At 72.4% G+C, this 25,093-nt stretch carries 27 protein-coding genes and 1 pseudogene; 16 read left to right on the top strand and 12 right to left on the bottom strand.

What is annotated here, in order from left to right:
- The first annotated feature begins 119 nt into the window (after positions 1-119).
- Positions 120-497, top strand: a complete 378-nt coding sequence (locus ACIQZO_RS31030; RefSeq protein ID WP_403632422.1) for a hypothetical protein — start codon at positions 120-122, stop codon at positions 495-497.
- 135 nt (positions 498-632) lie between these two features.
- A complete protein-coding gene (locus ACIQZO_RS31025) occupies positions 633-992 on the top strand; it encodes a PRC-barrel domain containing protein (RefSeq protein ID WP_403632419.1) in 360 nt (119 codons plus the stop codon).
- Between the two features lie 47 nt (positions 993-1,039).
- Here ACIQZO_RS31025 and ACIQZO_RS31020 read toward each other — a convergent pair.
- A pseudogene (locus ACIQZO_RS31020) lies at positions 1,040-1,387 on the bottom strand (saccharopine dehydrogenase NADP-binding domain-containing protein); the annotation flags it as partial.
- A gap of 213 nt (positions 1,388-1,600) precedes the next feature.
- A complete protein-coding gene (locus tag ACIQZO_RS31015) occupies positions 1,601-2,368 on the bottom strand; it encodes a dienelactone hydrolase family protein (RefSeq protein WP_403632417.1) in 768 nt (255 codons plus the stop codon).
- 118 nt (positions 2,369-2,486) lie between these two features.
- Here ACIQZO_RS31015 and ACIQZO_RS31010 point away from each other — a divergent pair, with 118 nt between their 5' ends.
- The 4 genes from ACIQZO_RS31010 (at position 2,487) to ACIQZO_RS30995 (ending at position 4,930) form a co-directional block, all read left to right on the top strand.
- A complete protein-coding gene (locus ACIQZO_RS31010; protein ID WP_403632414.1) occupies positions 2,487-2,690 on the top strand; it encodes a hypothetical protein in 204 nt (67 codons plus the stop codon).
- 120 nt (positions 2,691-2,810) lie between these two features.
- Entirely contained in the window at positions 2,811-3,173 is a 363-nt protein-coding gene (locus ACIQZO_RS31005) for a MarR family winged helix-turn-helix transcriptional regulator (protein WP_403632610.1), read from the top strand.
- The gene (locus tag ACIQZO_RS31000) at positions 3,170-4,603 is read left to right on the top strand and encodes an MFS transporter (RefSeq protein WP_403632411.1); all 1,434 of its coding nucleotides are present in this window, start codon (positions 3,170-3,172) and stop codon (positions 4,601-4,603) included. The genes ACIQZO_RS31005 and ACIQZO_RS31000 overlap by 4 nt, the downstream gene beginning before the upstream one ends.
- Positions 4,604-4,636: 33 nt before the next feature.
- Entirely contained in the window at positions 4,637-4,930 is a 294-nt protein-coding gene (locus ACIQZO_RS30995) for a DUF1330 domain-containing protein (protein WP_403632408.1), read from the top strand.
- A 568-nt stretch (positions 4,931-5,498) separates the two neighbouring features.
- On the opposite strand, the gene ACIQZO_RS30990 is transcribed toward ACIQZO_RS30995, so the two are convergent.
- A complete protein-coding gene (locus ACIQZO_RS30990; protein WP_403632608.1) occupies positions 5,499-6,344 on the bottom strand; it encodes a class I SAM-dependent methyltransferase in 846 nt (281 codons plus the stop codon).
- A gap of 171 nt (positions 6,345-6,515) precedes the next feature.
- Between ACIQZO_RS30990 and ACIQZO_RS30985 the strand changes: the two genes are divergently transcribed.
- The 6 genes from ACIQZO_RS30985 to ACIQZO_RS30960 all read left to right on the top strand — a co-directional run bounded on the left by ACIQZO_RS30985 (position 6,516) and on the right by ACIQZO_RS30960 (position 12,527).
- Positions 6,516-7,253, top strand: coding sequence for an ArsR/SmtB family transcription factor (locus ACIQZO_RS30985; RefSeq protein ID WP_403632405.1), 738 nt, complete (start codon positions 6,516-6,518; stop codon positions 7,251-7,253).
- Between the two features lie 71 nt (positions 7,254-7,324).
- Positions 7,325-8,266 carry a DMT family transporter gene (locus ACIQZO_RS30980; protein ID WP_403632402.1) on the top strand — a complete coding sequence of 314 codons (942 nt, stop codon included), beginning with the start codon at positions 7,325-7,327 and terminating at the stop codon, positions 8,264-8,266.
- 32 nt (positions 8,267-8,298) lie between these two features.
- On the top strand, positions 8,299-9,228 hold the full coding sequence (locus ACIQZO_RS30975; RefSeq protein WP_403632400.1) for a 2-dehydropantoate 2-reductase: 930 nt from the start codon (positions 8,299-8,301) through the stop codon (positions 9,226-9,228).
- An 86-nt stretch (positions 9,229-9,314) separates the two neighbouring features.
- Positions 9,315-9,827, top strand: coding sequence for a hypothetical protein (locus ACIQZO_RS30970; protein ID WP_403632398.1), 513 nt, complete (start codon positions 9,315-9,317; stop codon positions 9,825-9,827).
- A gap of 117 nt (positions 9,828-9,944) precedes the next feature.
- A complete protein-coding gene (locus ACIQZO_RS30965) occupies positions 9,945-11,177 on the top strand; it encodes an FAD-dependent oxidoreductase (RefSeq protein WP_403632395.1) in 1,233 nt (410 codons plus the stop codon).
- Positions 11,178-11,303: 126 nt separating this feature from the next.
- A complete protein-coding gene (locus tag ACIQZO_RS30960; protein ID WP_403632392.1) occupies positions 11,304-12,527 on the top strand; it encodes a cytochrome P450 in 1,224 nt (407 codons plus the stop codon).
- A 36-nt stretch (positions 12,528-12,563) separates the two neighbouring features.
- On the opposite strand, the gene ACIQZO_RS30955 is transcribed toward ACIQZO_RS30960, so the two are convergent.
- Both ACIQZO_RS30955 and ACIQZO_RS30950 read right to left on the bottom strand, forming a co-directional pair.
- Entirely contained in the window at positions 12,564-13,244 is a 681-nt protein-coding gene (locus ACIQZO_RS30955; RefSeq protein WP_403632390.1) for a M15 family metallopeptidase, read from the bottom strand.
- Positions 13,245-13,302: 58 nt separating this feature from the next.
- Positions 13,303-14,538: a PP2C family protein-serine/threonine phosphatase gene (locus ACIQZO_RS30950; protein ID WP_403632387.1), complete on the bottom strand. Its 1,236-nt coding sequence runs from the start codon at positions 14,536-14,538 to the stop codon at positions 13,303-13,305.
- 567 nt (positions 14,539-15,105) lie between these two features.
- Here ACIQZO_RS30950 and hemC point away from each other — a divergent pair.
- Positions 15,106-16,038, top strand: coding sequence for a hydroxymethylbilane synthase (gene hemC, locus ACIQZO_RS30945; protein ID WP_403632384.1), 933 nt, complete (start codon positions 15,106-15,108; stop codon positions 16,036-16,038).
- 405 nt (positions 16,039-16,443) lie between these two features.
- Entirely contained in the window at positions 16,444-17,484 is a 1,041-nt protein-coding gene (locus ACIQZO_RS30940) for an AraC family transcriptional regulator ligand-binding domain-containing protein (RefSeq protein ID WP_403632381.1), read from the top strand.
- A 92-nt stretch (positions 17,485-17,576) separates the two neighbouring features.
- Here ACIQZO_RS30940 and ACIQZO_RS30935 read toward each other — a convergent pair whose 3' ends face one another.
- From ACIQZO_RS30935 to ACIQZO_RS30925, 3 genes are read right to left on the bottom strand one after another with little or no spacing between them, the layout of a single operon-like run.
- Complete coding sequence (locus ACIQZO_RS30935) at positions 17,577-17,813, bottom strand: hypothetical protein (RefSeq protein WP_403632379.1); 237 nt, start codon at positions 17,811-17,813, stop codon at positions 17,577-17,579.
- Between the two features lie 49 nt (positions 17,814-17,862).
- Entirely contained in the window at positions 17,863-18,774 is a 912-nt protein-coding gene (locus ACIQZO_RS30930; RefSeq protein WP_403632376.1) for an SDR family oxidoreductase, read from the bottom strand.
- Between the two features lie 35 nt (positions 18,775-18,809).
- Positions 18,810-19,409 (bottom strand): TetR/AcrR family transcriptional regulator, encoded by a 600-nt coding sequence (locus ACIQZO_RS30925; protein ID WP_403632373.1) that lies wholly within the window; start codon positions 19,407-19,409, stop codon positions 18,810-18,812.
- Between the two features lie 248 nt (positions 19,410-19,657).
- Here ACIQZO_RS30925 and ACIQZO_RS30920 point away from each other — a divergent pair, with 248 nt between their 5' ends.
- The gene (locus ACIQZO_RS30920) at positions 19,658-20,224 is read left to right on the top strand and encodes a hypothetical protein (protein ID WP_403632371.1); all 567 of its coding nucleotides are present in this window, start codon (positions 19,658-19,660) and stop codon (positions 20,222-20,224) included.
- An 82-nt stretch (positions 20,225-20,306) separates the two neighbouring features.
- A complete protein-coding gene (locus ACIQZO_RS30915; protein WP_403632369.1) occupies positions 20,307-20,624 on the top strand; it encodes a hypothetical protein in 318 nt (105 codons plus the stop codon).
- A gap of 8 nt (positions 20,625-20,632) precedes the next feature.
- Here the strand turns inward: ACIQZO_RS30915 and ACIQZO_RS30910 are convergent, their stop codons facing one another.
- The 4 genes from ACIQZO_RS30910 to ACIQZO_RS30895 all read right to left on the bottom strand — a co-directional run bounded on the left by ACIQZO_RS30910 (position 20,633) and on the right by ACIQZO_RS30895 (position 25,010).
- Positions 20,633-21,382 carry an SDR family oxidoreductase gene (locus ACIQZO_RS30910; protein ID WP_403632366.1) on the bottom strand — a complete coding sequence of 250 codons (750 nt, stop codon included), beginning with the start codon at positions 21,380-21,382 and terminating at the stop codon, positions 20,633-20,635.
- A 163-nt stretch (positions 21,383-21,545) separates the two neighbouring features.
- Positions 21,546-22,451 carry an AraC family transcriptional regulator N-terminal domain-containing protein gene (locus ACIQZO_RS30905; protein WP_403632364.1) on the bottom strand — a complete coding sequence of 302 codons (906 nt, stop codon included), beginning with the start codon at positions 22,449-22,451 and terminating at the stop codon, positions 21,546-21,548.
- A gap of 129 nt (positions 22,452-22,580) precedes the next feature.
- On the bottom strand, positions 22,581-24,152 hold the full coding sequence (locus ACIQZO_RS30900) for a S8 family peptidase (RefSeq protein WP_403632361.1): 1,572 nt from the start codon (positions 24,150-24,152) through the stop codon (positions 22,581-22,583).
- A gap of 600 nt (positions 24,153-24,752) precedes the next feature.
- Positions 24,753-25,010: a hypothetical protein gene (locus tag ACIQZO_RS30895; protein ID WP_403632358.1), complete on the bottom strand. Its 258-nt coding sequence runs from the start codon at positions 25,008-25,010 to the stop codon at positions 24,753-24,755.
- Positions 25,011-25,093 lie beyond the last annotated feature (83 nt).

Genomic DNA, 25,093 nt, shown 5'->3' with positions numbered 1-25,093 from the left:
CGGGGGGCGGCGCTAGGTTCTGCATCACGCCGGCCGTTTTCGGCCAGCGCCGCAAGGGCTCGAACCGGCAGAACGCCTTTCGGATCCCTCCCCCCGCTCCTGGACCCACGGAGAAACACATGGCAGCCAAGCAGCGGCCGCGACCGGTACGGCCCGTGCGGCGGTTGTCCGTCGGCTGGTCGATCGTCCTCGCCTTCGATCTCGTGGGCACCCTCCTGGCGTCCCTCGGCCTCTGCGGGGTCGGCCTGCTGCTGCCCGAGATCGTCGAGGACCGGGTTCCGGCCATCGGGCCTCTGTCCCGCGGGGCTCTTGTCCTCTTCGCGGCCGCCCTCGCGCTGATCTCGTCCCTCGCCGTGACGGCGACCCTGCTCGCCCGGGCCGGAGCCGACCGCTCCCGGCGCCGCGCACTGCGTCTCTCGGCCGCCCGCCTCGCGCTGCTGGTGCTCGCCGCGGCTGCCTTCGTCGCGTACGGCGTCGTCATGATCGAACGCGCCTGACGGGCCTACGCGCCGTCAGCCCGCACCGCCGGAGCGGTCGTCCCGCACCGGATCGGGGGCGGGACGTGTAGGCGCGACGGCGTGGGGCAGGCGCGCCGTGACGGACACGGATCGATCAAGGGAGCTGTTTCCCCCATGTCAGAGAACGTCTGGGGCTACCACCTCACCGTTGGCCGCCTCACGGATGTGGACCTGTCCGGCTTCAAGGTGGAGGCGACGGACGGCGCCATCGGAAAGGTCGACAAGCACTCCGACGAGGCCGGCTCCGCCTACCTGGTCGTGGACACCGGCCCGTGGATCTTCGGCAGGGAGGTCCTCCTCCCGGCTGGCACCGTCACCGGTATCGACGTGGAGGAAGAGAAGATCCAGGTCGGGCTGACGAAGGAGCAGATCAAGAACGCTCCCGCGTTCGTCCGGGACGTCCACCTCCAGGACACGGACTACCGGCAGCTGCTCGGCGGCTACTACGGCATCATCCCGCCCCGGTGGCTGTGACCAGCGGCCCGACCCGCGGCCCGACCCGCGGCCCGACCCCCGTGACCCTGTGCCCTCCGGCGGTCACCATCGTCTCCGAGCTGACCGCCGCGACCGGCGTCAGCGCTGTGCGGGTGGTCGGGGTGCGGCCGGGAGAGGGACATGGCCATGTCGACGTAGTGGCTGCCCGCCGCCAGCGCGGCGTTGAACAGCGGCAGCACGAACCGCGGGTCGGTGGCGTTCATCAGGACGTCGCATCCGCGCTCGGTGAGCAGGATCGTGACCGCGGCCTCGTCGGAGGCGTCGACGCGGCAGGCGCTGAAGCGCTGCTCCTCACCGCCGAGGGCCGCGACGGCGGCCTCGGCGCGAGCCAGGTCGTAGTCGGCGACGACGAAGTGGTCGAAGAAGCCGCGGCGGGGCGGACAGAGGTGAGACCCGAGCGCGCGGCAACCGAAGTGTGCCCCTGCTTTCGAGTCCGGTCACCGGCTCGATCGTCACGCCGTCCCTCCCTTCCGGTACTGCCGCAGTAAATCCGGTATCTACTGCGGTAGTTGTGAATACTTCTCCGCGATCGAGGACCGCCCGAATGCGTTTCTGCTGTGCGGGCTTGAGGGGAGGGGAGTGGACTGTCAGTGCCCGGGGCCAGCATGCTTGCCTGGGTCATGCCCCGGCTCCTCCGTCACGGGCAGGCACTCGGCGAGCAGGTCGACGACGTCGCGCCAGGCTCGCTGCGCGTGCCGTGGGTGGTAGCCGACGCCGGGGACCACGGGGTGGCCGACCGGCGGGTGGTGGAAGGCGTGCAAGGCGCCGCCGTAGACCGTGAGGCGCCAGTCGACGCCCGCGGCCTGCATCTCAGCAGTGAACGCGTTCCGTTGCGCGGGCGGCATGATCGGGTCTTCCGACCCGACCCCGGCCCACACCGGGCAGCGAATGCGCGCCGCCTCGCCCGGTCGGCCCGTGGTCAGTGCGTTGACTGTCCCGATCGCGCGCAGGCTGACGCCGCCGCGCCCGAGTTCCAGCCCGACGGCGCCCCCCGTGCCATAGCCGACGGCGGCGATCCGGTCGGGGTCGGTCCGCGGTTCGGTGCACAACACATCGAGCGCCGCATGGCCGATGCCCCGCATCCGCTCGGGATCAGCGAGCAGCGGCAGGCAACGGGCCAGCATCTCCTCGGGGTCGCCCAAATAGCGCCCGCCATGAAGGTCGAAGGCCAGCGCTATATATCCCAGCTCGGCGAGAGCATCGGCCCGGCGGCGCTCGACGTCGCTGAGCCCCATGCCCTCCGGTCCGAGCAGCACCGCGGGCCGGCGGTCGACACCGGCCGGGAGCGCGAGGTGCCCGATCATCGTCAAACCGTCGGCCGGGTACTCGACCGTACGCGTCGTAATCGTCGTCATGAGACTGGACTGTAGTGATCGTCGAGCCCGGTCCGGCCGGTGTTCTGCCGCTGGCAGAACAGCGCGGGTATCCCTCTGAAATACGGCGAGGGCCGCAACCCCACGGCACCACTGCGATGTGGATCCACGACCGCCTCGAACGCCCTCGGCCTGGAGCTGGAAGACCCCGGCTTCCACCACGGCGCTGTCCCACTTCCGCGACCGGCTCGCCGAGAGCGACCGCGCCGACCGGCTGCTGGGCCTGGCACTGACCCGGATCCGGCGGGCCGGCCTGCTCAAGGGGCGCGCCGCCCGCGCAGTCCACCATTTACATAAACGATGAATATAAAAATGCTATGCTTTGAGCGTGAGTCGTCAAGACACCTCTCCCGGCGCGTCCGCCGCCATCGGGGCAGCCCTCTACGGCCTGGCCACCAAGGCCGCGAGACGCCTGCCCCGGGACATGAGCCTGACATCCGCTGCCACCCTGGCCACCCTGGACCGGACCGGCCCGCGGCGCATCACCGATCTGGCCGCGGTCGAGGGCGTCACCCAGCCCGCGATGACCGCCCTGGTCCGGGTGTTGGAGGAGTCCGGCCTGGTCGAGCGGCGGGGCGACGCGTCCGACAAGCGGGTCACGCTGGTGTGCCCGACCGAGGCCGGCGCCTCCTACGTCCGGACGCGGCGCCAGGCGGGCATCCACGCGTTCGAGCGGTTGATCGGCGAGCTCACCGGCGACGAGGTCGAGGCGCTGGTGGCGGCCCTTCCGGCGCTGAAGCATCTGGCAGAGCTCGAAAGCCAGGACCGCGAAGGGCCGAAGCGGTGACCGGGCAGCCGGTCGGCGGAGTCGCGGTGAAGGCGTACCCGGTGGCGCGTTCCGAGGCGCGGCTGCTGGTCCCCGCCCTGATGTTCGTCGCTCTGGTCGTGGCGGCGGTCGCCAGCCTAGGGACGCCGCTCATCACCAGCGTGGCGACCTCGTTCCACGTCTCGCTCGGCAGCGCGCAGTGGACGCTGACCGTCGCGCTGCTCAGCGGCGCCGTCGCCACGCCGGTCCTGGGCCGGCTCGGAGCCGGCCGGCACCGGCGGGCCACGATCCTCGCCACGCTGGCGGTCGTCGTCGCCGGCAGCGTGCTCACCGTGCTGCCGCTGCCGTTCGCGTGGCTGCTGGCCGGCAGGGCGGCCCAGGGCGTCGGGCTCGGGTTGACGGCGCTGATGATGGGCGTGGCCCGGGACCACCTCCCCGAGGAGCGCAGCGCGGCCGTGATCGCCCTGATCTCGGTGGTCTCGATCATCGGGGCCGGCGTCGGCTACCCGCTGGCCGCACTGCTCGCCGAGCTCGGCGGGGTACGGGCCGCCTACGGCCTCGGCCTGGTCGTCACCGCCGCCGCCCTCCTGACCGCGTGGCGCTCCATGCCCGAAGCCCCCGAAGGCCGCTCCGCCCACGTGAACGTGGCAGGCGCGGTCGTCCTGGCCGCTGCGCTGCTCCTGGTGCTGTTCCTCGCCGGCGAACGGAATCTGTGGACCCGGCACCTCGCCGTGGCGGCGGGCCTCGCCGTCGTCGCGGTGGTGCTGCTCTGCGTCTTGGCCGTCATCGAGCTGCGCAGCACGACGCCCCTGGTCGGTGTGCGGGCAGTGCGGCACCCTGCGGTCGCCGGGGCGAACCTCGCCATGTTCGTCGGCGGGATCGGCATGTACCTCCTGCTCACGCTCATCACCCGGTACGCGCAGACGCCGCACGGCGCCGGCTACGGCTTCGGGCTGACGACCGTCGTCGCCGGGCTGGTCCTCATCCCGTTCTCGGTGCTGGGGTTCGTCGCCGGCAAGCTCACGCCGCGGGTCCGGACACGGATCGCCGACCCCCTGCTCCTGGCCGGCAGCGCCGTCGTGGTCGGCGGCGGGTTCGCCCTGTTCGCGGCGGCCCGGTCGGACCTGGCCGAACTGTTCGCGGCGATGGGCGTGCTCGGCTTCGGCGTCGGCGGCTTCTCAGCCGCGATACCCGGCGTCATCCTGGCCGTCACCCCCAAGAGCGAGATGTCGAGCGCCATGAGCTTCAACTACGTCGTCCGCAGCGTCGGGTACTCCCTGGGCAGCGCCATCGGCGGCCTGATCCTCGCCGCGGGCACCGGCCCCGGCCACCTCTTCCCCGACGACAGCGCCTACACCACCGCGGCGCTGGTCGGCATCGGCGCCATGGCGATCACGACGCTGACAGGCCTCGCTCTCGCCCGCCGACGCTCGTCCGAGACCAACCCGTAAGTCAGATGCACTCATCCCAACACTGGAGGTTCCATGCCCAAGGGCTACTGGGTCAGCGCCTACCGCACCATTTCAGACCCTGAGAAGCTGGCTGCTTACAACAAGCTGGCCGCTCCGGCCGTCAAAGCCGGGGGCGGTCGGGTCCTCGTCCGTGGCAGTCGGGTCGTGGCGCATGACGCCGGAATCGCCGAGCGCACCGTGCTGATCGAGTTCGACAGCTTCGAGCAGGCCGTCGCGGCGCACGAGAGTGCGGCGTACCAGGAGGCGCTGGTCGCCCTCTCCGACGGCGTCGAGCGCGACTTCCGCATCGTCGAAGGCATCGACTGACCGAGGTCCAGTCGGAGCAGGGCTTTGAACCTCATCGCCCTTTCCTCCTCGATGGGGTCGTTGTCGGCAATGACACCGCGGTTGCCGAAGCCAATCCACGCATGCGCGGTGATCAGCCGCTTGAACCGCGGATACGCGGCCCGTTCAACCGATGTCACAACCCACCCCAGGCCCCAGACGTCGCTCAACATCACCACCAGCGACACTGAGCGAAATGGGTGACGGCCGACGGCGTACCGTACCGCGCGACACCGCCCGGTTCCTGCTGACCGATCCCCCGCTGCCGGGGCCGCCCGGTTGCCGTACGCGCCGGTGGCCACGCCATGACGCGGGCGATCCGCTGGGCGCTGCCCCCGGCTCCCCCGCCCGCACCGCCCGCGCATCCGTCCGGGTGAGGAGCGTCCTCAGAGCTGCATGATCCCCGGGGTGGAGCCGGGCGTGAAATCCCCCATGCCCGGGCCCGAGAGGGCGAAGAGGGAATCTCCTACCTATCAAGCGGACGGCCGGTCCGACGGTGGGCGGACCAACGGCGGGCGTGCCGGGCAGGCAGGCGGCCGGCCGGAGCGGGCTACGGCCGGGTGGCGGTCACGAAGTAGTAGTCCAGGATCCGCTGCTCCCAGGCGGCGAGGAAGTTCCGGGGCCAGGTGCCCGGCTCCCACAGGCGGGCGAGCCAGCGGTCCCAGCCCGGCCAGACCTGCGGGCCGATGGAAGCGACCCTGACGTCGGCGAAACCGGCCTCGACGAGGGCGTCGGCGAGCCGGGACACGGGCCGGGCGATGTCCAGACCGCTCGCGAACGAGTCGAGCAGCGCGGCCAGCCGCTCCGCGGGCTCGTGCGCACCGCCGACACTGAAGAAGCTGGTGACCGCCACCTTGCCGCCGGGGCGTAGGACCCGCGCCGCCTCCCGGGCGAAGGAGGGCAGGTCGGGGAAGTGCTGGGCCGCCTCGACACTGTACAGGCAGTCGAACTCCGCGTCGTCGAGCGGCAGTTGCTCGGCCGCTCCGAGGACGAAGCGCAGCCGGTGCGGCTGCGTCGCGAGGAGCGGTGAGTTGGCCTCGCGGGCCCGCTGGAGCTGCTGGGGGTGGATGTCCACCCCGGTGACGGCCGCGGGACCGTACTCCTCCAGCGCGAGGGCGCATCCGAGGCCGAGACCGCAGCCGACCTCGACGGCGCGGCCGCCCGCGGGGGCCACCGCGTCCAGGACGTGCCGGTAGAGGTCCTGTTCGCTGCGGATGCGGTCGCCCTGCGACAGGGGCCCCTCGAGATCGACGGCCTCCCAGTAGCCGAAGTTGATGAACCCTCCGGCGAACACCGGAACGGCACTGAGATCGGCCGGCCCGTACGTCTCCCACACCTCGGGCCGTACGGCCGGAGCGGGCCGCGACCGCCGCTCCGCAGGGTCACCCGACAACACCACCCCACCACCTCCCCGTGACGGGGGCGTTCCGCCCCGGAGCACTCAGTGTGGCCGGTGGACCCCGGTCGCGACAGAGGGCCCGCCTCCGCCCGGTCGTGAACATGGATGCGAGCTGTCACCCGTACCAATTGTTCGCTGTTTGCCGAAATCATGGGGCATCCTGGACGTATGAACGAGATGCATCCCGGGTCGACGCCCGCGTGCGGACCGGCCCCCGCCGCCCTCCTGGCCGCCTTCGCCGCCGCCCTGGCCGACGAGACGCGGGCCGCGATCTGCATGACGCTGCTGGAGGGACGCGCCTGGACCGCGGGTGAACTGGCCCGGATCACCTCGGTGGCACCCTCCACCATCAGCGGCCATCTCACCCGGCTGCTGGACGCGGGTATCTGCGTGACCGAGCGGCAGGGCCGCCACAGCTACGTGCGCATCGCCGACGGTGCGACCGCACGGCTGCTCGACGACCTCGCCTCGCACGCGATCCCGGACCGGGACGCCGCGCACGCCGTGCCCGTGGTCGCCGCACCGGACCCGCTCGCCCGTGCCCGGACCTGCTACGACCACTTCGCCGGGCGACTCGGCATGGCGGTGACCGACGCGATGGAGCGGCGCGGCCTGCTGCGCACGGAGGGGGTGTTCGAACTGACGGAGGCCGGCCGGGCCTGGTGCGACGAGGCGGGCATCGGCCTCGCCGACGAGGGGCGCAGGCGCCTGGCGAGCTCCTGCCTGGACTGGACCGAGCGGCGTCGCCACCTGGGCGGCCTCGCCGGGGCGCGCCTGTGCGCGCGGGCGATGGACGAGCAGTGGGTCGTGCGCCCGGCGGGCGGCGGGCGGGGCCTGGAGGTGACCGCTGCCGGGGAGCGGGCGTTCGGCGAACTGCTGGAGCTCACTCCGGAGGCGTGGAGCTGAGCCGCGACCGCCTGCATGACCGGAGGGTTAATTCGGTCGACACCGAAATGTTGCGGTCGTAGGGTGGGCCCATGACGTTCCGTTCGAGTCCGATCCCGCCCGGCGTCCTCACCGTCGGCGCCGTCACCTTCACGGTGTTCGCCTGGGCCTCCGCCTTCGTCTCCATCCGCAGCGCGGGGGCCGCCTACTCGCCCGGCGCCCTGGCCCTCGGCCGGTTGCTGGCCGCGTCGCTCGTGCTCGTGATCCTGGTCCTCGTACGCCGCCAGGGCCTGCCGCCCCGCGAGGCCTGGCGCGGGATCCTGGTGTCCGGTGTGGTGTGGTTCTGCGGCTACACCATCGCGTTGAACTGGGGTGAACGGCTGGTCGACGCCGGCACGGCGTCGCTGCTCGTGAACACCGGGCCCATCCTGATGGCGCTCCTCGCCGCCCGGCTCCTCGGCGAGGCGCTGCCCCCGAGGCTCCTCCTGGGCATGGCCGTCTCCTTCGCCGGAGCCGTGGTCGTGGGCCTGTCCATGTCGTCCGGGGAGGGCGGCTCGACCTCGGTGCTCGGGGTCGTCCTGTGCCTGCTCGCGGCCGTGGCCTACGCGACCGGCGTCATCGCCCAGAAGCCCGCCCTCTCCTACGGCGCTCCGCTGCAGGTCACCGCCTACGCCTGCCTCACGGGAACCGTCGCCTGCCTGCCGTTCACGGCTCAGCTGCTCGCGGAAATCCCCAAGGCGCCGGTGTCCGCGACCCTGAACATGCTCTACCTGGGCGTGGTGCCGACCGCTCTCGCCTTCACCACGTGGACGTACGCCCTGGCGCGCATGCCCGCCGGCAAGCTGGGCGCGACCACGTACGCCGTCCCCGCCATCGTCGTCCTGCTCAGCTGGGCGCTCCTGGGCGAGGTACCCGCGTGGCTGACCCTCCTCGGCGGCCTGCTCTGCCTGGCCGGGGTGGCGGTCTCCCGGTACGCGCCACGCTCGCGGCGCACTCCCACCGGGGGCAGTCCGCTCGGCGCGGGCCGGACCTGACCACACCACCTCTCCCGAAAGGCAAGCACCCCATGAGAATCCTCACGGTCGGCGCCGGCGCCGTCGGCGGCTTCTTCGGCGCCCGGCTCGCGGACTCGGGCCAGGACGTCTCCTTCCTGGTCCGACCGGCAAGGGCCAAGGCCCTCGCGGCGCGCGGCCTGCGCGTGTCGGGTCAGGGAGAGCAGCTCCACCTCACGCCGAAACTGGTGACGGCCGGCGCCGTGGGCGGGCCGTACGACCTGGTCCTGCTCTCCGTGAAGGCCACCGCCCTGCACACGGCCCTGGCGGACATCGAGCCCGCCGTCGGCCCGGAGACCGCCGTCGTACCCCTGCTCAACGGCGTCGCCCACCTCGACCCACTCGTCGCACGCCTCGGGGCCGGAGCGGTCCTCGGCGGAGTCGCGAAGGTGGTCACCACGCTGGGCGAGGACGGCGACATCCTGCGGATGGCCCCGCCCGCGGTCATCCTGACCGGCGAGCTCGACGCCCGTCCGTCGGCCCGCGTGGACACGATCCGCTCCATGCTGACCGAAGCCGGCATCGATGCGCCGGCGACCGCGGACATCGTCGCCGCCATGTGGCACAAGTGGGCCTTCATCTCCACCCTCGTCGCCCTGACCTGCCTGATGCGCGGCACGGTCGGGGAGGTGAACGCGGTCGCGGGCGGGACCGATCTGGCTGCCGCCCTGATCGCCGAAACGGCGGCGGTGGCGCAGGCCGCGGGCCACCCGGTGACCGAGCGGGAACTCGCCTTCACCACGTCGGCCGTCACGGCGCCGGGCTCCCCGCTCACCCCGTCCCTGTACCGCGACCTCGTCGCGGGTGCGCCGACGGAGGCCGACCACGTCCTGACGGACCTCACCGTGCGCGCCCGCGAGCTGGGGTTGGCCACTCCCCTGCTGGACCTAGCCGCCCTCCAGCTGCGCGTCCACGAACACCGGCTCGCGGCGGCGCGGTCGTAGGTCTCACCCGGATGCCCGGTCCGCTGGGCATCCGGGCCGGCGCGCCGTTGACTGGGGGTCCGGAGGTTGCGAACACCCGTGGAGGCATGGTGACGGCGCTCGCGTGGATGCGTGGTGCGGCAGGTGCGGTGGCGGTCTCACTGGTGGCGCTCGGCGCCTCGGGCTGCTCGGACGGCGACGGCACCCCGTCCGGGGCCGTGTCGAGCGCCGCGTCGGCGGTGAAGTCGGCGGGCGAGGCGGTCTCGTCGGCCGCGGCCGAGGCCAAGCGGGCCGCGGAGTCGGCGGCTGCCGTGGCGCAGGACAAGCTCGGCGAGGTGAAGGACGGGATCGACGCCAAGGGCCAGGTGACCCTGGGCCCGGTGGCGACCGACTCGGACGGCTACACGACGGTTCCCGTGACGGTGCAGAACACCGACGACGCGACGAAGTCCTTCGCCGTGCAGGTCGAGTTCAAGGACGAGGCCGGCAACCTCGTCGACACGGTGGTGGTGACGGTCGCGGACGTGGCCGGCAAGGGCACGGGGCAAGGCACGGCCCGCAGCACGCACAAGCTGTCCGGCACCGTGTCGGCCCAGACCGGTACGGCCCTGCGCTACTGAGGCCCGCCCGGCGCGGTCGCGCCCTTACCGGCGCCGGTCGCGTCGGTGGGGTTCTAGGTGTGTTGGTCCCCCGGGGCCTGCCCGATGCGCCCGATGCCTGCGAAGGGAGCGGTTGCCGTGGAACGAACCACCTGCTGTGTGGTGGGAGGAGGGCCGGCGGGGATGGTGCTGGCCCTGTTGCTGGCCCGCGCCGGGGTGGAGGTGACCGTACTGGAGAAGCACGGCGACTTCCTGCGCGACTTCCGCGGTGACACCGTGCACCCGTCGACCCTGTCGCTGCTGGACTCCATCGGCCTCGCCGACCGGTTCGCCGCACTGCCGCAGCGGCGGGTCACCTCGGTGCAGCTGCCCATCGGGCCCGACCGGTCCCTCGTCACGGTCGGCAACATCGGGGCGCTGCACGGGAAGTACAACTACATCGCCATGGTGCCGCAGTGGGACCTGCTCGACCTGCTCGCCGACGAGGCGGGCCGGGAGCCGTCCTTCCGGCTGCGCATGAACACCGAGGCCACGTCCTTCCTGATCGAGCGGGGACGGGTCACGGGCGTGCGCTACCGCACCGCCGATGGCGCCGTCGGCGAGCTCAGGGCCAGGCTGACCGTGGCCTGCGACGGGCGCGGCTCGCTGGCCAGGCTTCTTCCCGAGCTCGGGCTGGAGGACTTCCCGTGCCCCATGGACGCGTGGTGGTTCCGGGTGCCGCGCCGCGAGGAGGACCCCAGCGGGCTCGTCGGGGGCATCGGGGATCGGCTCTTCGTCGCGCTCATCGACCGCGGCGACTACTGGCAGTGCGCGGCGCTCGTCCCCAAGGGGTCCGACGCGCAGCGTCGCGCCGGGGGCCTGGAGGCGTTCATGGACCAGTTCACGCAGGCCGTCCCCTGGCTGGCCGACCGGGCCGGCACCGTCACCTCCTGGGACGAGGTCAAGCTGCTCGACGTACGGCTCGACCGGCTGCGCCGCTGGCACCGCCCGGGCCTGTTGTGCATCGGCGACGCCGCCCATGCGATGTCACCGGTCTTCGGCATCGGCATCAACCTGGCCGTGCAGGACGCGGTGGCCGCGGCCCGCCACCTCGTGGGCCCGTTGCGCGAGGGCACGGTGGGCCTGCACGACGTACGCCGGGTGCAGCAGCGGCGCATGCCCACGACCGTGGCGACCCAGGGCCTCCAGCGCGTCGCCCACACCCAGGTCATCGAGCCGTTGATGGCCGGCCGCGTCGCGTTCGGCAACCCGCGCCGGGCCAAGCGGCTGACCGAGATCGTCACCGAGTCGCGCTGGCTGAACCGGCTGCCCGCCTACTTCCTCGCCTACGGGGCCCTGCGGGAGCGGCCCCCGAAGGAATCGCTGCGCTGACCCCGACCCGGCCCCGCCAGGGCCGCGCCGCCGCGGCGACCGGCATGGCCGGAAAGCGACGTATTGGGAGCCTTGGGCATATAACCTCACTCTCCAGAGCGAGGACGACACGCTTCGGGAGGCACCATGACTGAGCAGCCGCCGGCCCTTCTTCCCTACGCCGATCCGGCCTTCGTCGCGGACCCGTTCCCGCTGTACCGGCAACTGCGCGAGGACGGCCCGGTGCGTCACGTCGTCGCCGCGGGCGGTCTGGACGCCTGGCTCGTGACCCGCTATGAGGACGGACTCGCGGCCCTGTCCGACACCCGCTTGAGCAGCGACGTACGCGATGCCTCGGACCCCCGACTGATGCGGCAACTGCCGGAAACGGAAAGCGAGTCGATGCTGAGCAACATGCTCCGCAGCGATCCGCCCGACCACACCCGGCTGCGCCGCCTGGTCTCCAAGGCGTTCACCGCCCGCCGGGTGGCCGGGATGCGGCCGCGGATCCAGAGCATCACCGACCGGCTGCTGGACGACATCGTCCCGTCCGGCCGCGCCGACCTGGTGGCGGACTTCGCGCTGCCGCTGCCGGTCACGGTGATCAGCGAGCTCCTCGGGGTTCCGGTGGACGACCGCCGCGAGTTCCAGGTGTGGACCGACCGCATGATCAGGCGGGGCGCGGAGCCGCCGGATCCCACCGTGGTCAACGAGGCGTGGCAGCACATGCGCGCCTACCTGACCGGACTCATCCACGCCAAACGGGCGCAGCCCGGCGACGACCTGCTCAGCGGCCTCGTCACCGCGCGGGACGAGGAGCGGCGGCTGAGCGAGGACGAGCTGGTCGCGATGGTGTTCCTGCTGCTGGTCGCGGGCTACATCACCACGGTCAACCTGATCGGCGGGGGCATCGCCATGCTGCTCGCCGACCCCGGCCAGCTCGACCTGCTGCGGTCCGACCCGGCCCTGCTGCCGAGCGCGATCGAGGAGTTCCTCCGCTTCGACGGGCCGGTCAGCCCCGGTATCGCCCGGTTCGCGCGTGAGGACGTCGAGATCGCGGGCGTGAGGATTCCGCGCGGCGCGACCGTGCTGATCGGCTCGGCCGTCGCCGACCGCGATCCGGCGCGGTTCACCGACCCCGACCGCCTGGACGTCACCCGGCAGGACAACGCGCACCTCGCGTTCGGGCACGGCATCCACTACTGCCTGGGGGCTCCGCTGGCCCGGCTGGAGGGCCAGATCGCCATCGGTACGGCTCTGCGCCGGCTTCCCGGGCTCGCCCTGGCGGTGCCGCCGGACGAGATCCCCTGGCGCCCCGGTGGGCTGCGCGGTCCCGAGTCTCTGCCGGTGACCTTCACACCGGGCGGCTGAGCCGGGCACGGCCCCGTCCCCGCGGCGGGCGCGCCTTCAGCCGCCCTCGGCGGAGAAGTGCTGGTAGTCGGGTGGGCTCCAGCGGCCGCCCCAGTACCAGCCGGCCTCCCGGAAGACCCGGGTCACCGCCCCCTCCGGGGTGATCATCCCCGGGCGGGCGCGGCCGCGGTCGAGGTAGGCCCGGCCGTTCGCCGGATGGCTGGTGCCCCGGACGTCGACGTACGGGTTCTCGACCGGGTTGATGTCGATGGCGTCGCCCCAGGCGTGCCGGGACAGTCGGCCCGGGTCTCCGGTGACCGGTCGGCAGTTGAAGGCTGAGGTGTTGTCGTCGGCCATCGCGGCGATGTCGCTGCCACCGTACTCGGCCGTCACCCGCATGCGGCGGATCGGGAAGCGGGCGGCGAAGGCCCCGCCGAAGGCCCGCACCACGGGGTCCACGACGTCCTCGTGGACCACCAGCTCGCCGCGGTGCACCGTGCCGTCGAAGCCCCAGTGGTTCATCGTCACGAGCCTGAGCCGCGCCGGTGGCACCGGGCACCCCGGTCGGTAGGTGGCGCCCAGCTTCTCCCGGGGGACGGCCGTGACGTGCGCGGAGAGCGTCTTCGCCGCGGGCACGGGTGCGATCCGGAAGCCCGCTTCGGGCTTCGCCGCCGTACATGACAACGCAGTCGCGCACAGGGTGCCTGCCAGGACGGCGCAGGCGAGGCGGTGACTCACCGTTCCACCGTAGGCACGCCCGGCGCCGCGGGCATGCCGGAGTCGATCCGGGGCCCTTTCAGGACGTTCCGGCGGCGTCTGCGGGCTCCTCGGGGCGGCGGGGACGGGCCCGGGCGGCGAGTACGGCGACGTCGTCCTCCGCGCGGTCGGCGTCGAGGGCCGCCACCACGGCGTCCACCACCGCGCTCACTGCGGCCCCCGGCGGCAGGCGCACCGCCGCCAGCCTGGCCAGCGAGACGTCGATGTCCTCGCCCCGGCGTTCCACGAGGCCGTCGGTGAACATCAGCAGGGTCTCCTGCGGGGTGACGGCGCGCGTGACGGTTTCGTAGCCGCCGACACCTGTGCCGAGCGGCGGTCCGACCGGGACGTCGATGAGGACGGCCGAGCCGTCGGCGCCGAAGACCGCCGGAGGCAGGTGGCCGGCGCTGGCGAACATCGCGACGCCACGCGCGGGGTCGACCCGTGCGAGCAGGCAGGTCGCCGGCCTGCGGCCCTCGTCGGCGGCGGCCAGTGCGTCGAGCTGGCGCAGCACGCGGTGCGGGGCGAGGTCCGTCGACGCCACGTCCCGCAGGGTGGAGCGGTAGGCGTTCATGTCCACCGCCGCGTCGAGCCCGTGGCCCATCACGTCGCCGACCACGAGGAGGGTGCGGCCGTAGTGGAGGCGGACCGTCTCGAACCAGTCGCCTCCCACCAGCGCCCGGGGCCCGGCCGGCAGGTAGCGGCTGGCCGTCTCCAGGTTGGGGTGCGGCCGCCCCGGTTCCGCCACCAGCGCCCGCTGCAGGTGCGACACGGTGTCCTCGGTCGCGGCCAGCTGCCACGCGTGCCCGAGGTGCACCGCTGCCAGCCGGGCCGCGAAGTGGACCGTGGCCGCCTCGTGGTCGCCGAACGCCGCCCGGGCGCGGACGGCGGTCAGCAGCCCGCGGACCCTGAACCGGTCCGGCAGCGGGACCAACAGGACGTGGACCGGTACGCCGCCGGAAACCGTCGCCCACTGCGAGATCCGGTGTCCGCCGTCCGTCGCCCGTACGGAGGGCGACGCGCCGACCCCTGCGGCCAGCAGCTCCACGGCTCCGGCCGTCGCCGCACGGAAGGGGCCGCCGTCCTCGTCCACGAGGTCCACGGCGACCGCGTCGCACACCTTCCGCAGCAGGAACCGGGCCAGCTCCTCGCACGTGGTCACCGCGTCGAGGGTCGTACCGATCTGCTCGACGGCGGCCTCGGCCGCCCGGACACGCGCCAGCAGCCCCTCGTACCCACCGACAGGCCCGGTGGGCCTCCCGTCACGCTGCGGCAACAGACCTCCTCGCCCCGGACCTCCGAAGCAGCCATTCCAGCAGGAGCACTGGTCACAGGCACGCACGCCGCGCCCCACGGGTGTCCGGGGGCGCCATCAGTCATCGAAGGGCAGCGCCCGTCATCGAAGGGCGGCGCCGGTCACTGGTCGTCTGCACCCCCATCGTCGCTCGGGCCACCGTCGACCGACCAGCGCACGGGGGCAGAGAACATGACCACCCATCCCACACATCCCCTTCCGGTCGACCACGAGCTCATCGAGGCCGCCGCACACGTCGCCCGTACCCCGTGCCAGGGCGAGGACCACACGACGGCGGCCGCCATCGAGGTCATCATCGGCGAGGGCGACCGCATCCGGAGCGTGCCCGTCGCCGGCCTGCTTCCCGAGAGCTACGTCCGGGCTGGACGGGCTCGACGGCGCCCGGGCCGTGCCCGAGGGCTGACCGGCCACGGCGCCCGCCGGTCGACCCGAACATTCTGCCGAGTCGGCAACTCCCGTTCCATGCAGGGGCGGTGTGCCTGGAGGACGGATGCTCGCGGGGGTGCCCCGAGGGCGTATCGTGCCCGCATGCCCGCTGATCCGATCCGTATCGTGTCCCGCGACTCCCCCATGGCCCTGGCCCAGGTGGAGCGCGTCCGCGCCGAGCTCGCCGCGCTCCACCCCGGGATCGAGACCACCGTCCTGCCGGTGAAGACCACCGGGGACATGTGGATGGGAGACCTCTCCCTGGTCGAGGGCAAGGGCGCCTTCACCAAAGAGGTCGACGCCGCGATCCTCGCCGGAGAGGCCGACCTCGCCGTGCACTGCGTCAAGGACGTCCCGGCCGACCGTCCGCTGCCCGCCGGGACCGTCTTCGCCGCGTTCCTGGAACGCGACGACATCCGCGACGCGCTGATCCACCCTGAGGGGCTCACCCTCGACCGGCTCCCGCCCGGCACCCGGATCGGGACATCGTCCGTGCGCCGGATCGCCCAGCTCGCCGCCGCCCACCCGCACCTGGAGTGCGTACCGATGCGCGGCAACGCCAACCGGCGGCTGGAGAAGCTCGCCGCCGGCGAGGCGGACGCCCTCCTCCTGGCCGTCGCCGGCCTGCACCGCATCAGTCGCGCGGACGTCATCACGGAGATCATCCCGGTCGACACCCTCATGCCTCCCATCGGCGCCGGGGTCCTCGCGCTCCAGTGCCGGGAGGACTACGCCTCGCTCATCGACACCGTCAGTGCCCTCGGCCACCCGGACACCCACCGCGAGACCGTCGCCGAGCGCATGTTCCTCCACGTCCTCCAAGGACACTGCAACAGCCCGATCGCGGGGTACGCGCGAGCGGAACGCGGAGGGGACCTGTCGCTGCGCGCCTGCGTGTTCTCTCCGGACGGCAAGGACGTTCTGAACGCCCACGAGTGGGCGGGCCGCCTGGACCCGGCCACCCTCGGGACGTCCGTCGCCGTCGCACTCCTGCGGCAGGGCGCCCGGGAGCTGATCGACAGCATTGCGCACTGACCCCATCCCCGTGCGGGTCAGTGCGCCCCGGTCGACCCGACGCACCGATGCCTCGCTGCCCCGCACTGCCCAGACCCCCGTCCGGGGCAGTGCGTTCGGCGAAGCCCGTCCTACGCGGCCGGGTCGGGAGGCGACGACGGCGCCCGGACCAGAGCGGCCAGCGCGAAATCGTCTCGGGTCAACTCCATGGGCACTCCTCGTCGAGGGGGAAACGGCGTTCGGACAACGACTCGTCGGCGGGAACGATCACCACGCTAGAGCGCGCCGACCGCTCGGCCCAGGGCAGCTCGCGCCAGCCAGGGGACCGTGCGCGCCACCGGGGGACCGCACACGCCGAGTTGGGGGCATCGGGCGCCAAGCCACTCGGATGGGCTGGTCATTCACGCTCGTCTATGCTCAGCCCCTGTGATCCCGCAAGCACTCCAGGGCACGACTTCCTCCGCCCTCACCCGAATGAGCGTCAACGCGGCGCGCCGGTTCGGCATACCCGCCCACGGGTACGCGCACCTGCTGGGTCTGGCGCCCGAGCACCTCCACGACGATTCGCTCCGCACCCCCGCCGCCACGGGCATCCGCATCGCCGAGCTGACGACCGTCCACGCTCCCTGGACGGAGCTGGCCCGGCAGTTGACGGAGCAGTCCACCATCGGCGCGCTCGGTGTCTGGGACTATCTGGTCACCTCCGCGCCCACGCCGCTCGAGGGAATCCGGGACGCCGCCACCTATCTGGCCACGGTCGCCGACGCCGGAACGGACACCCTGCGGATCACCGAGGACGGCGAGCAGGTCGTCATCAGCCATGTCAACGAGGCGGATCTGAACTACGAGGCTGCCTGTGCCATCCGCGCCTACGCGCTCGGGCTGTACCAGCGGCGCCTCGGCGACGCCGCGCAGCGCCGCCTCATCCCGCTCCGCGTCACCCTGGCCGCCAAGGCTCCCCGGCGCCACGACGCCCTGATCGAGCTGTACGGAACCCGGGCCATCGACTTCGAGGCCCCGACCAGCTCCATCACTTTCCCCGCCGCCGACCTGACCGCGCCGGCTCCGCACGCGCAGCCCGGTCTGTCGACGGTGCTGCGCAGGCACGCCGAACAGACCCTCGCCGGCGCGATCCCGCTGCACAACTGGCTGGACCTCTTCCGCACCGCGCTGGCCTCCGTCCACGACGAGAGCGTTCCCACGCTGCCCGCGGTGGCGCGCCGGATGGCCGTCAGTACCCGGACCCTCCAACGCCGCCTCGACGAACACGACACCACGTGGAGCAACGAGGTCGAGACCGCGCGCCGGGACCACATCACCCGGCTGCTCCACAGCACCGACCTCAGCATCGACGCGATCGCCGCCCGCAGCGGCTACGCCGACGCCCGGGCCCTTCGCCGGGCGGTCCAGCGCTGGTACGGTGCCACGCCCGCCGCCCTGCGCCGCACCGGCCGGCCGACGGGGTGACCCGGGGCGGTCCTCCTGCCCTCCTATGCGCTGACCGTCCGCCGCCTCCACGACACGGGGGCGGCAAGGAGAAGCGGCCGGTTGCCGGCTCGCTAGCGGGGCAGGGGCCGGGCGCCACTGCCGTCCGGTCTGCCGAGGCGGGACGCGATGCGGAACCGCATCTCGCCCGCGGCCCTGCGGACCTCCTCGGGTTGCTCGTCGCTGTCGAGCAGCCCCAGGAGCACCACCAAGGCCCGCGCCTCGTCCCCGCTGATCACCTTCAGCCTCGGTTCCGTCACACCGTCGAGCAGCACATCCAGCACGTCCAGCACATCGCCTGCATCGTCCATGCCCGTATCAACACCGCACACCCCTGCGGGGTCACAACGAAGCGGATGCTCAGAGCGGATCGCCGAGCGGTCCGTACTCCGCCTCCAGGTTTCTGGCCCAGTGCGCGGCGAAGTCGGGGCGGCTGCCGTCGGCGTCCGTGAACCCGTACTCCTTGTGGAGGTCCCAGGTGGCCAGCGCCCGGCCGGTCCTGGCCATGACGTCCGGGTCGGCCGCCAGCGCCGCGACCGCGCGCCCCAGGTAGGCGGGGGTCTCGGAGTGGGCGAAGTTCGGGTCCTCGACCGCGCCGTCGCGCCAGTTGGCCTCGGTGACGCCGAAGTGCTCCAGCATGGCCTCCGACCGAAGGAACCCCGGTGTCAGCGCCACGGCCGCCACGCCGTGCGGCTTGAGCTCGGCGGCCTGTGCGACGGCGAGGCGGATCACTGCCGACTTCGCCATGTCGTAGAAGAAGGAACCGCGGTAGCGGGCGGTGTTCCCGTCGGTGATTTCCACGACCAGCCCGCTCCTGCGGGTGACCATCAGCGGGAGCGCGTACCGGCTGGTGATCACATGGGTCTCCACCGCCTGGCGCAGGAGGCGCAGGCCCTGGTCCAGATCCTGCTCCCACAGGGGGTGTTCCCAGTCGGTGAGTGGATCACCGCCCCAGACGGAGTTGACCAGGATGTCGAGCCGTCCGTCCTGTTCGGCCGCGATCCGCGCCACCAGGGCCCGTACGTCCTGCGGGTCGCTGTGGTCGGTCCGCACCGGCACGCCCAGTCCTCCGGCGGCGGTGACCCGCGCGGCCGTCTCCTCGATGGTCTCGGGGCGGTCGAGGTCGGAGCGGCGCGCTCCGCTGCTGCGGCCGGTCACGTAGACCGTGGCGCCGGCGGCGCCGAGCTCGACGGCGATGCCCCGGCCGCCGCCCCGCGTGCCGCCGGCGACCAGCGCGACCTTCCCGGCCAGTTGAGGTGTTCGTGTCGTCATGGCTTCTCCCGGTCTCGCGGCGGTTGCGGGCGGCTTCAGGCGGAGTGCGTGGCGCGGTGCGGTGCCAGCACGGCGTCGAGTCCGTGCCGCAGGCGCCGGTCGAGGGTGCCGTGGCGGTCGAGCGCCCAGGTGAGGCCCGTACCGGAGGTGACGGCCAGCACGGTCGCGGTGAGCTCCTCGACATCCGTCGCGGCATCGAGCTCGCCCGCGGACACGGCCTCCTCCAACAGCGTCCCCGCCGCCCGGCGCTGGGCCCGGTGCACGGCGAGCGCCCGTTCATGGAGTTCCGGATCGGTGAGATCGGCGCACAGGAACGCCAGGTGATGTGCGAACGTCTCGGGGGTCGCCATCGGGGCCGTCCAGCTCGCGATCAGCGCGGCGAGGGCGCCGAGCGCCGAGCCGTGCTCGTCGCCGGTCCGCGTGGGCAGCTCGTTCACGTCGCGCACGGACTGGTCGGCCAGGGCCAGTATCAGGCCGCGTTTGGACCCGAACCGCTGCACGAGCGTGCCGGGTACCAGGCCGACCTGGCGGGCCACCGCTGCCAGGGTGAGCCCGGAAGGACCCACCTGCCCCATCACCTCGGCCGCCGCACGCAGGATCACGAGGTCTTCCACGCCTCGGGGACGTCCGGCCACCGTCACACTCCTTTAATAAATGCTCGTTCATTTATTAAAGCATACGCCGGATCTCCTCGGCCATGACGTCCGGCACGGTGAACGGCATGCAGCGCCCCGGCCGAGCGGCGCCTCGCGGCTGTCGGGTCCGTTGCCGTCCCGGTCACCGGTTCCCCGCGACAGCGGTTTCCCCACCCGGCGCAGAGCGGACGGCGCGCTGCCCGCTCACCTGCGGGGCGCAGCCACCGGCCGGCCCTACGGTGGACCGCATGGCCCCTGACGAGACGCAACCTGCCGGGTCCTCCCCCGGCGGCGCCGCCCCCGTACCGGACCAGGAGCAGGCCTTCGACCGCGATCCACGGTTCGCCGCCGCGCGGCTGAAGGAGCGCCTGTACGCGACCATCACCATGATCTCGGTGGTGATCGGCCTCGGGAGCGCCGACCACATCAGCCCCGCCGGAGCTGCCGCGACCGTCCTGACCGCCGCGGTGGGCCTGTGGCTGGCCGCGCTGGTCGCGGACCAGCAGGCCCACCGGGTCGTCCACGGCCGCCTGGCGACCGGCCACGAGCTGCGCCGCATGCTGTACGTCAGCAGCCCGCTGCTGCTGTCCGCCGTGGGCCCCCTGGTCCTGATCGCCTCGGCGGCGCTCGGGGTGATGGCGGTGGAGACGGCCCTGCTGATCTCGGCCGGGGTGAGCGTCGCCGGGCTGTTCACCTGGGGCTGGTACGGCGGTGTCCGGATGGGCGGCGGTACGGGCCTGGCCCTGCTGGCCGGGACCCTCGACGCGGCCATCGGCACCGCGGTCGCCCTGGTCAAGGCGGCCGCCGGCCACTGATCCGGCCGTGCGGGCGCGCGAACCCCGCTCCCGCCGTAGCGTGGAAGCATCAGAGGCACTCCGCGGTGAGGGGCGATGCGCCATGACCTGGGCTTCGTGGACGACGACAGGAGTCTTCGCCGGACGGGGCGGAGTGAGCACCGACGAGGCGGGGATCCTCAGCGGCGACCTGACCGTGCACACCACATGGTCGGCGCCGGAGGCCAATGTGGCCGTGCAGTACAGCGGCGGCTCGGACTGGTTCACCGTGACCGGCAGTCCGGTGCCCTGCGAGTCCGAGGAGGGCAGCCGCCTCCTGCACCAGGCCGTGGTGGACGCCGTACGCGCCGGCGGGGCGGCCTCGGTCCCCCGCGACCTGCCCGCGGACGCCCACTGGAGCCCGCCCGCGCCGGCTTCCTGACCGTGTGATCACTTCGCCTCGGCGAGCCGTACCGCGTCGGCTCCGGCCGGGAACCGCAGCCGGCCGGTTGTGTCGTGGACGGCGCGCCACACCGTCTCGGCCACGTCCTGCTCCGTGGTGTACAGGTCCTGGCTCGTGAAGTCGGCCAGGACCTTCTTCGTGAAGGCGGCGTACGGCTGCGGGACCAGTTCGTCCGGCGAGCCCTCGCTCGTCGCCCTGTTGCCGAAGTTCGTGGTGAAGCAGGCGCCCGGCTCGACCGACTTGGCCCGTACGCCGAAGGGCTCGAGCTCGAGCGCGAGGGAGGCGGTGAACCCCTCTACGGCCATTTTGCTGGCCTTGTAGACGGCCGTGAGCGGCATATGGCCCAGCACGACGCTGGAGGTCACGTTGACCACGACGCCGGAGCCGCGCTCGCGGAACGCGGGCAGCACCGCCTGGGTCATCGCCATCACGCCGAAGGTGTTGGTCTCGAAGACCTCCCGTACCCGGGCCATGGGGGTGCCCTCGAACACGCCGATGGAGGGGACGCCCGCGTTGTTGACCAGGACGTCGACGGGTCCTGCCGCCTCGAGCGCCTCGGTGATGCTCTCGGGACTGGTCACGTCGAGCCGGACGACGCGGATCCGGTCCGACTCGGGCAGGATGCCGGCTCGCGGCGTCCGCATGGTGGCGATGACGTTCCACCCCTGCTCGTGGAAGTAGCGGGCGGTCTCCCGTCCGTAGCCGGAGGAGGTGCCGGTGATCAGAACGGTCTTCACAATGTGCCCCTTGCGATGTGGTGGGATCGGAGATCCACGGAGCGACAGGCATTTGCCTGCTCCGCGGAAGAACTTCTGATCCCATTGAATCGCTCTGACCTGCACAAAGAGTAGAAGTATCCTCGCCACCTCTTGCACGATCCTCCTCCGCCGGCGGATCTGCTCAGGGAAGGACACCCGCAGGGGCGCCCACGCCGTCCCGCAGGCGGGCCGCGTCCCGGCTCGGGGGCGCGCCGAACTGGCGGCGGTACTCGCGGCTGAACTGCGAGGGGTTGTCGTAGCCGACGCGGTGGCCGACGCCCGTGACGTCACCCGGGTGCGTGGCGAGCAGCAGCCGGGCCTCCTGGAGCCGGATCTGCTTCTGGAACTGGATGGGGCTCATGGCGGTCACCGCCTGGAAGTGCCGGTAGAAGGCGGAGACGCTCATGCCGGCCAGACGCGCCACGTCCTCGACGCGGAAGGGCTCGGCGTAGTGCTCGCGGATCCAGCGGACGGCACGCGAGACATGGCTGAGGCCGCTGTCGGCGAGGCCGAGCTGGCGCACCGCCGCCCCCTGTTCGCCGGTGATCAGCCGCCACAGGATCTCGCGCTTGACCAGCGGGGCCAGTACGGCCCGGTCGCGGGGTTCGTCGAGCAGCCGCAGCAGCCGGACCACCGCGTCCAGCATGGCGGGCGGGGCATCGCTGACGGCGATCCCCGAGGGCGCGCCCGAACCGGAGCGGGGGGTGTCTGCGGGGCCGGCCCGCATCAGGAGTTCGGCGACGGCGGAGGGTTCGAGCGCGAGGCCGAAGCCGAGGGCCGGCTGTTCGGGGCCGGCCTGCGTGAACTGCCCGGTGACCGGCAGGTCGACGGACGCCACCAGGTACTGCCCGGCGCCGTACTCGTAGACCCGGTCGCCCAGCGCCAGCCGCTTGGCTCCCTGGGCGATGACCGCAAGGACCGTACCCGACATGGAGGGCGTCGGCGGATCCGCCCGGTCGACCCGGGAAATCCTGACGCCGTCGATGGCCGTGCTCCAGTCGGAGCGGGCGTGCCGCGCCAGCAGGGTGCGGAGCTCTTCGAGGTACATGCGTCCATTGCAGCACCGTTTCGCGCCGCGGAGCCTCCATCGCGGGCGGACGACGCAGTGGGGGCGACCGCCCTGTGGTCGCCCCCACCTGTTCATCGCGGCTCAGAAGTCACGCGCCGTTCCCGGTGCTCAGAACTGGAGCGCCCAGGAGTCGATCTTGCCGGTGTCGATGTTCGCGTTGTCGTTCACCCGGAGCTTCCACACGCCGTTGGCGACCTCGGAGGAGGCGTTGACGGTGAAGGTCTTGATGATGTTGTCGGTGCTGCCGCCGGTGCGGTTGTGCAGGGTGTAGACGCTGCCGTCGGGCGCGACCAGGTCCACCTTGAGGTCACCGATGTAGGTGTGCTTGATGTCGACCGCAACGGTCAGCGCCGCCGGGGCGTTGCCCGCGACCCCGCTGACGGTGACCGGCGACTCGACGGTGGCGTTGTCGTTGACCGCGTAGTCGGCGGCGTTCTCGAAGCGCTTGCCGGGCGGGACGGTGCCGCCGTCGCCGACGTACAGCAGCAGGTTCGGGGAGCCCGTTCCGGGGCCGGTCACGACGTTCGGGGTCGCGGCGGCCACCAGGGCGTCACGGACCTGGGCCGGGGTGCTCGCGGTGTTCTGCGCGAGGTACAGAGCCGCCGCGCCGACCACGTGCGGAGTGGCCATCGAGGTACCGGAGATGGTGTTGGTGGCGGTGTCGCCGGTGCCCCACGAGGAGGTGATGGAGGAGCCCGGCGCGAAGATGTCCAGGACGGTGCCGAAGTTGGAGTAGCTGGCCTTGGCGTCGGTGTTGGTGGTGGCGCCGACCGTGATGGCCTCGGCCACGCGCGCCGGGGACTTGGTCGACGCGTTGGTGGACTCGTTGCCCGCGGCGACGCCGTAGGTGATGCCGGAGGCGATGGAGTTGCGCACGGCGGTGTCGAGCGCGGAGTCCGCGCCGCCGCCGAGCGACATGTTCGCCACGGCCGGCTTGACGGCGTTGCGGGTGACCCAGTCGATGCCGGCGACGACCTGGGCCGTCGTACCGGAGCCGTTGTTGTCGAGGACGCGGACGCCGACGATCTTCGCCTTCTTGGCCACGCCGTACGCGCCACCGCCGACGGTTCCGGCGACGTGGGTGCCGTGGCCGTGGCCGTCCTGCGCGGTGTTGTCGTTGTCGATGGCGTCGTAGCCGTAGGAGGCGCGGCCGCCGAAGTCCTGGTGGGTGATGCGGACACCGGTGTCGATGATGTAGGCGGTGACGCCCTCACCGGCCTTGTCCGGGTAGGTGTAGCTCTGGTTCAGCGGGAGTGCCTTCTGGTCGATGCGGTCGAGGCCCCAGGACGGCGGGTTGGGCTGGGTCGCGTCGACGGTGAAGACCCGGTTCTGCACGACGGACTTGACCGACGGGTCGGCGGCGAGCTTCCTGGCCTGCGTCTCGGAGACCTCGACGGAGTAGCCGTTGAGGGCGGCGCTGTAGGTCTTGTCGATCTTCGCACCGTAGCGCTTGGCCACGGCCTTGCCGCTGTCGGCGGTGGAGCGGGCCGCGGTGTCGTTCAGGGTCACGATGTAGCTGCCGGAGATGGTTCCGGCGGCGCCTGCGTTCTCGATGACGCCCTGCGCGCCGTTGTCGGCCGCCGAGGCGGGTAAGGCGGCGGCCGCGCCGAGCGCGAGCGCGGCGACGGCGGTCGCGCTGATGCCGACGAGCTTCCGGCGGGTGTGACGCATGACGGACATGTGGGGGGTCCTCCTCATGGGTGCTGCACTGCGGGGACGAGGCGCAGCTCGATAGCCATGCGCATGACAATCAAATGGCCAACGGGCTGCCGCCCTCGAAAGGTTGACCCACCCCTCGCTCACCCACAAGAGCCCAACGGGCGCGTAACATCCTTGCCATGTGCCAGTCATGATTGAGCAAAGGTGCGCCGCACATGACGCGGGCACGGGCGCGTGGCGCGGCCCGGGCCGCGGCGGACCCCGGGAGCTCGATTTCACGCCGGACCGCCGCCCGGCATGCCGGACGGCGTTCGCACCGGTCTCCCTACGGTGGTACGGGTGCCTGCGGCGGCCGCCTGGGACGTTTCCGGTGGCCCGGCCGCAGGGGCGCTTCGACCGAGCCGCTCCGACCGAACGCGTTCACGCCAAAAGGGACGTGCCGGTTTCGACCCGACCACGCCGGACCCGGGGCCCGGTGACGCTCGTACCAGCGGCCCGACGGCCTACTGGGCGCACGCCGGACCGAATTGTGAAATTTTTGTGCCCGCCCTCTGGAGCGGCGCGCGGACGGCCGGCGCGCGAGGGTCCGCGCGCCGGCCGTCCGTGCCGGAAGCCGCCCGATCAGCAGTCGCCGTCGTCGTAGCCGCCCCAGTCGTCATCGTCGTCGTAGCCGTGGCCGTGGCCACCGTAACCGCCGTGACCGCCGTGACCGCCGTAACCGTGGTCACCGTCGCCCCAGCCGCCGCCGGTGACGTACGTGGGTGCGTGGGTGGGGGTGGCCGCCGAGGCCGTGCCTGCGGCTCCGAGGGCAGCGCCGCCTGCCATCAGGACACCGATGGCGGACACCGCGAAGAGTCGCTTCACTCTCAGTGCTTGCATGATTTCGAACCCTTCTTTTCGTTGTTGTGCCACGCATTCGGGGCGTGCCGAAGACGCCCCCTCGCGCGATGTGGTGGAGCGCG

This window comes from Streptomyces sp. NPDC097617 (assembly GCF_044761485.1).
Classification (GTDB): domain Bacteria; phylum Actinomycetota; class Actinomycetes; order Streptomycetales; family Streptomycetaceae; genus Streptomyces.
The sequence above is the reverse complement of the archived record's forward strand: the minus strand, read 5'-3'. Positions and strand labels throughout refer to the sequence as shown.

Excerpts from the sequence above, each read along its gene's own strand:
- ACIQZO_RS31030 (WP_403632422.1), top strand. The coding sequence starts at position 120 with ATGGCAGCCAAGCAGCGGCCGCGACCGGTACGGCCCGTGCGGCGGTTG.
- ACIQZO_RS31025 (WP_403632419.1), top strand. The coding sequence starts at position 633 with ATGTCAGAGAACGTCTGGGGCTACCACCTCACCGTTGGCCGCCTCACG.
- ACIQZO_RS31015 (WP_403632417.1), bottom strand. The coding sequence starts at position 2,368 with ATGACGACGATTACGACGCGTACGGTCGAGTACCCGGCCGACGGTTTG.
- ACIQZO_RS31005 (WP_403632610.1), top strand. The coding sequence starts at position 2,811 with ATGAGCCTGACATCCGCTGCCACCCTGGCCACCCTGGACCGGACCGGC.
- ACIQZO_RS30995 (WP_403632408.1), top strand. The coding sequence starts at position 4,637 with ATGCCCAAGGGCTACTGGGTCAGCGCCTACCGCACCATTTCAGACCCT.
- ACIQZO_RS30985 (WP_403632405.1), top strand. The coding sequence starts at position 6,516 with ATGAACGAGATGCATCCCGGGTCGACGCCCGCGTGCGGACCGGCCCCC.
- ACIQZO_RS30980 (WP_403632402.1), top strand. The coding sequence starts at position 7,325 with ATGACGTTCCGTTCGAGTCCGATCCCGCCCGGCGTCCTCACCGTCGGC.
- ACIQZO_RS30975 (WP_403632400.1), top strand. The coding sequence starts at position 8,299 with ATGAGAATCCTCACGGTCGGCGCCGGCGCCGTCGGCGGCTTCTTCGGC.
- ACIQZO_RS30970 (WP_403632398.1), top strand. The coding sequence starts at position 9,315 with ATGGTGACGGCGCTCGCGTGGATGCGTGGTGCGGCAGGTGCGGTGGCG.
- ACIQZO_RS30960 (WP_403632392.1), top strand. The coding sequence starts at position 11,304 with ATGACTGAGCAGCCGCCGGCCCTTCTTCCCTACGCCGATCCGGCCTTC.
- hemC (WP_403632384.1), top strand. The coding sequence starts at position 15,106 with ATGCCCGCTGATCCGATCCGTATCGTGTCCCGCGACTCCCCCATGGCC.
- ACIQZO_RS30935 (WP_403632379.1), bottom strand. The coding sequence starts at position 17,813 with ATGGACGATGCAGGCGATGTGCTGGACGTGCTGGATGTGCTGCTCGAC.
- ACIQZO_RS30930 (WP_403632376.1), bottom strand. The coding sequence starts at position 18,774 with ATGACGACACGAACACCTCAACTGGCCGGGAAGGTCGCGCTGGTCGCC.
- ACIQZO_RS30920 (WP_403632371.1), top strand. The coding sequence starts at position 19,658 with ATGGCCCCTGACGAGACGCAACCTGCCGGGTCCTCCCCCGGCGGCGCC.
- ACIQZO_RS30915 (WP_403632369.1), top strand. The coding sequence starts at position 20,307 with ATGACCTGGGCTTCGTGGACGACGACAGGAGTCTTCGCCGGACGGGGC.
- ACIQZO_RS30905 (WP_403632364.1), bottom strand. The coding sequence starts at position 22,451 with ATGTACCTCGAAGAGCTCCGCACCCTGCTGGCGCGGCACGCCCGCTCC.
- ACIQZO_RS30900 (WP_403632361.1), bottom strand. The coding sequence starts at position 24,152 with ATGTCCGTCATGCGTCACACCCGCCGGAAGCTCGTCGGCATCAGCGCG.
- ACIQZO_RS30895 (WP_403632358.1), bottom strand. The coding sequence starts at position 25,010 with ATGCAAGCACTGAGAGTGAAGCGACTCTTCGCGGTGTCCGCCATCGGT.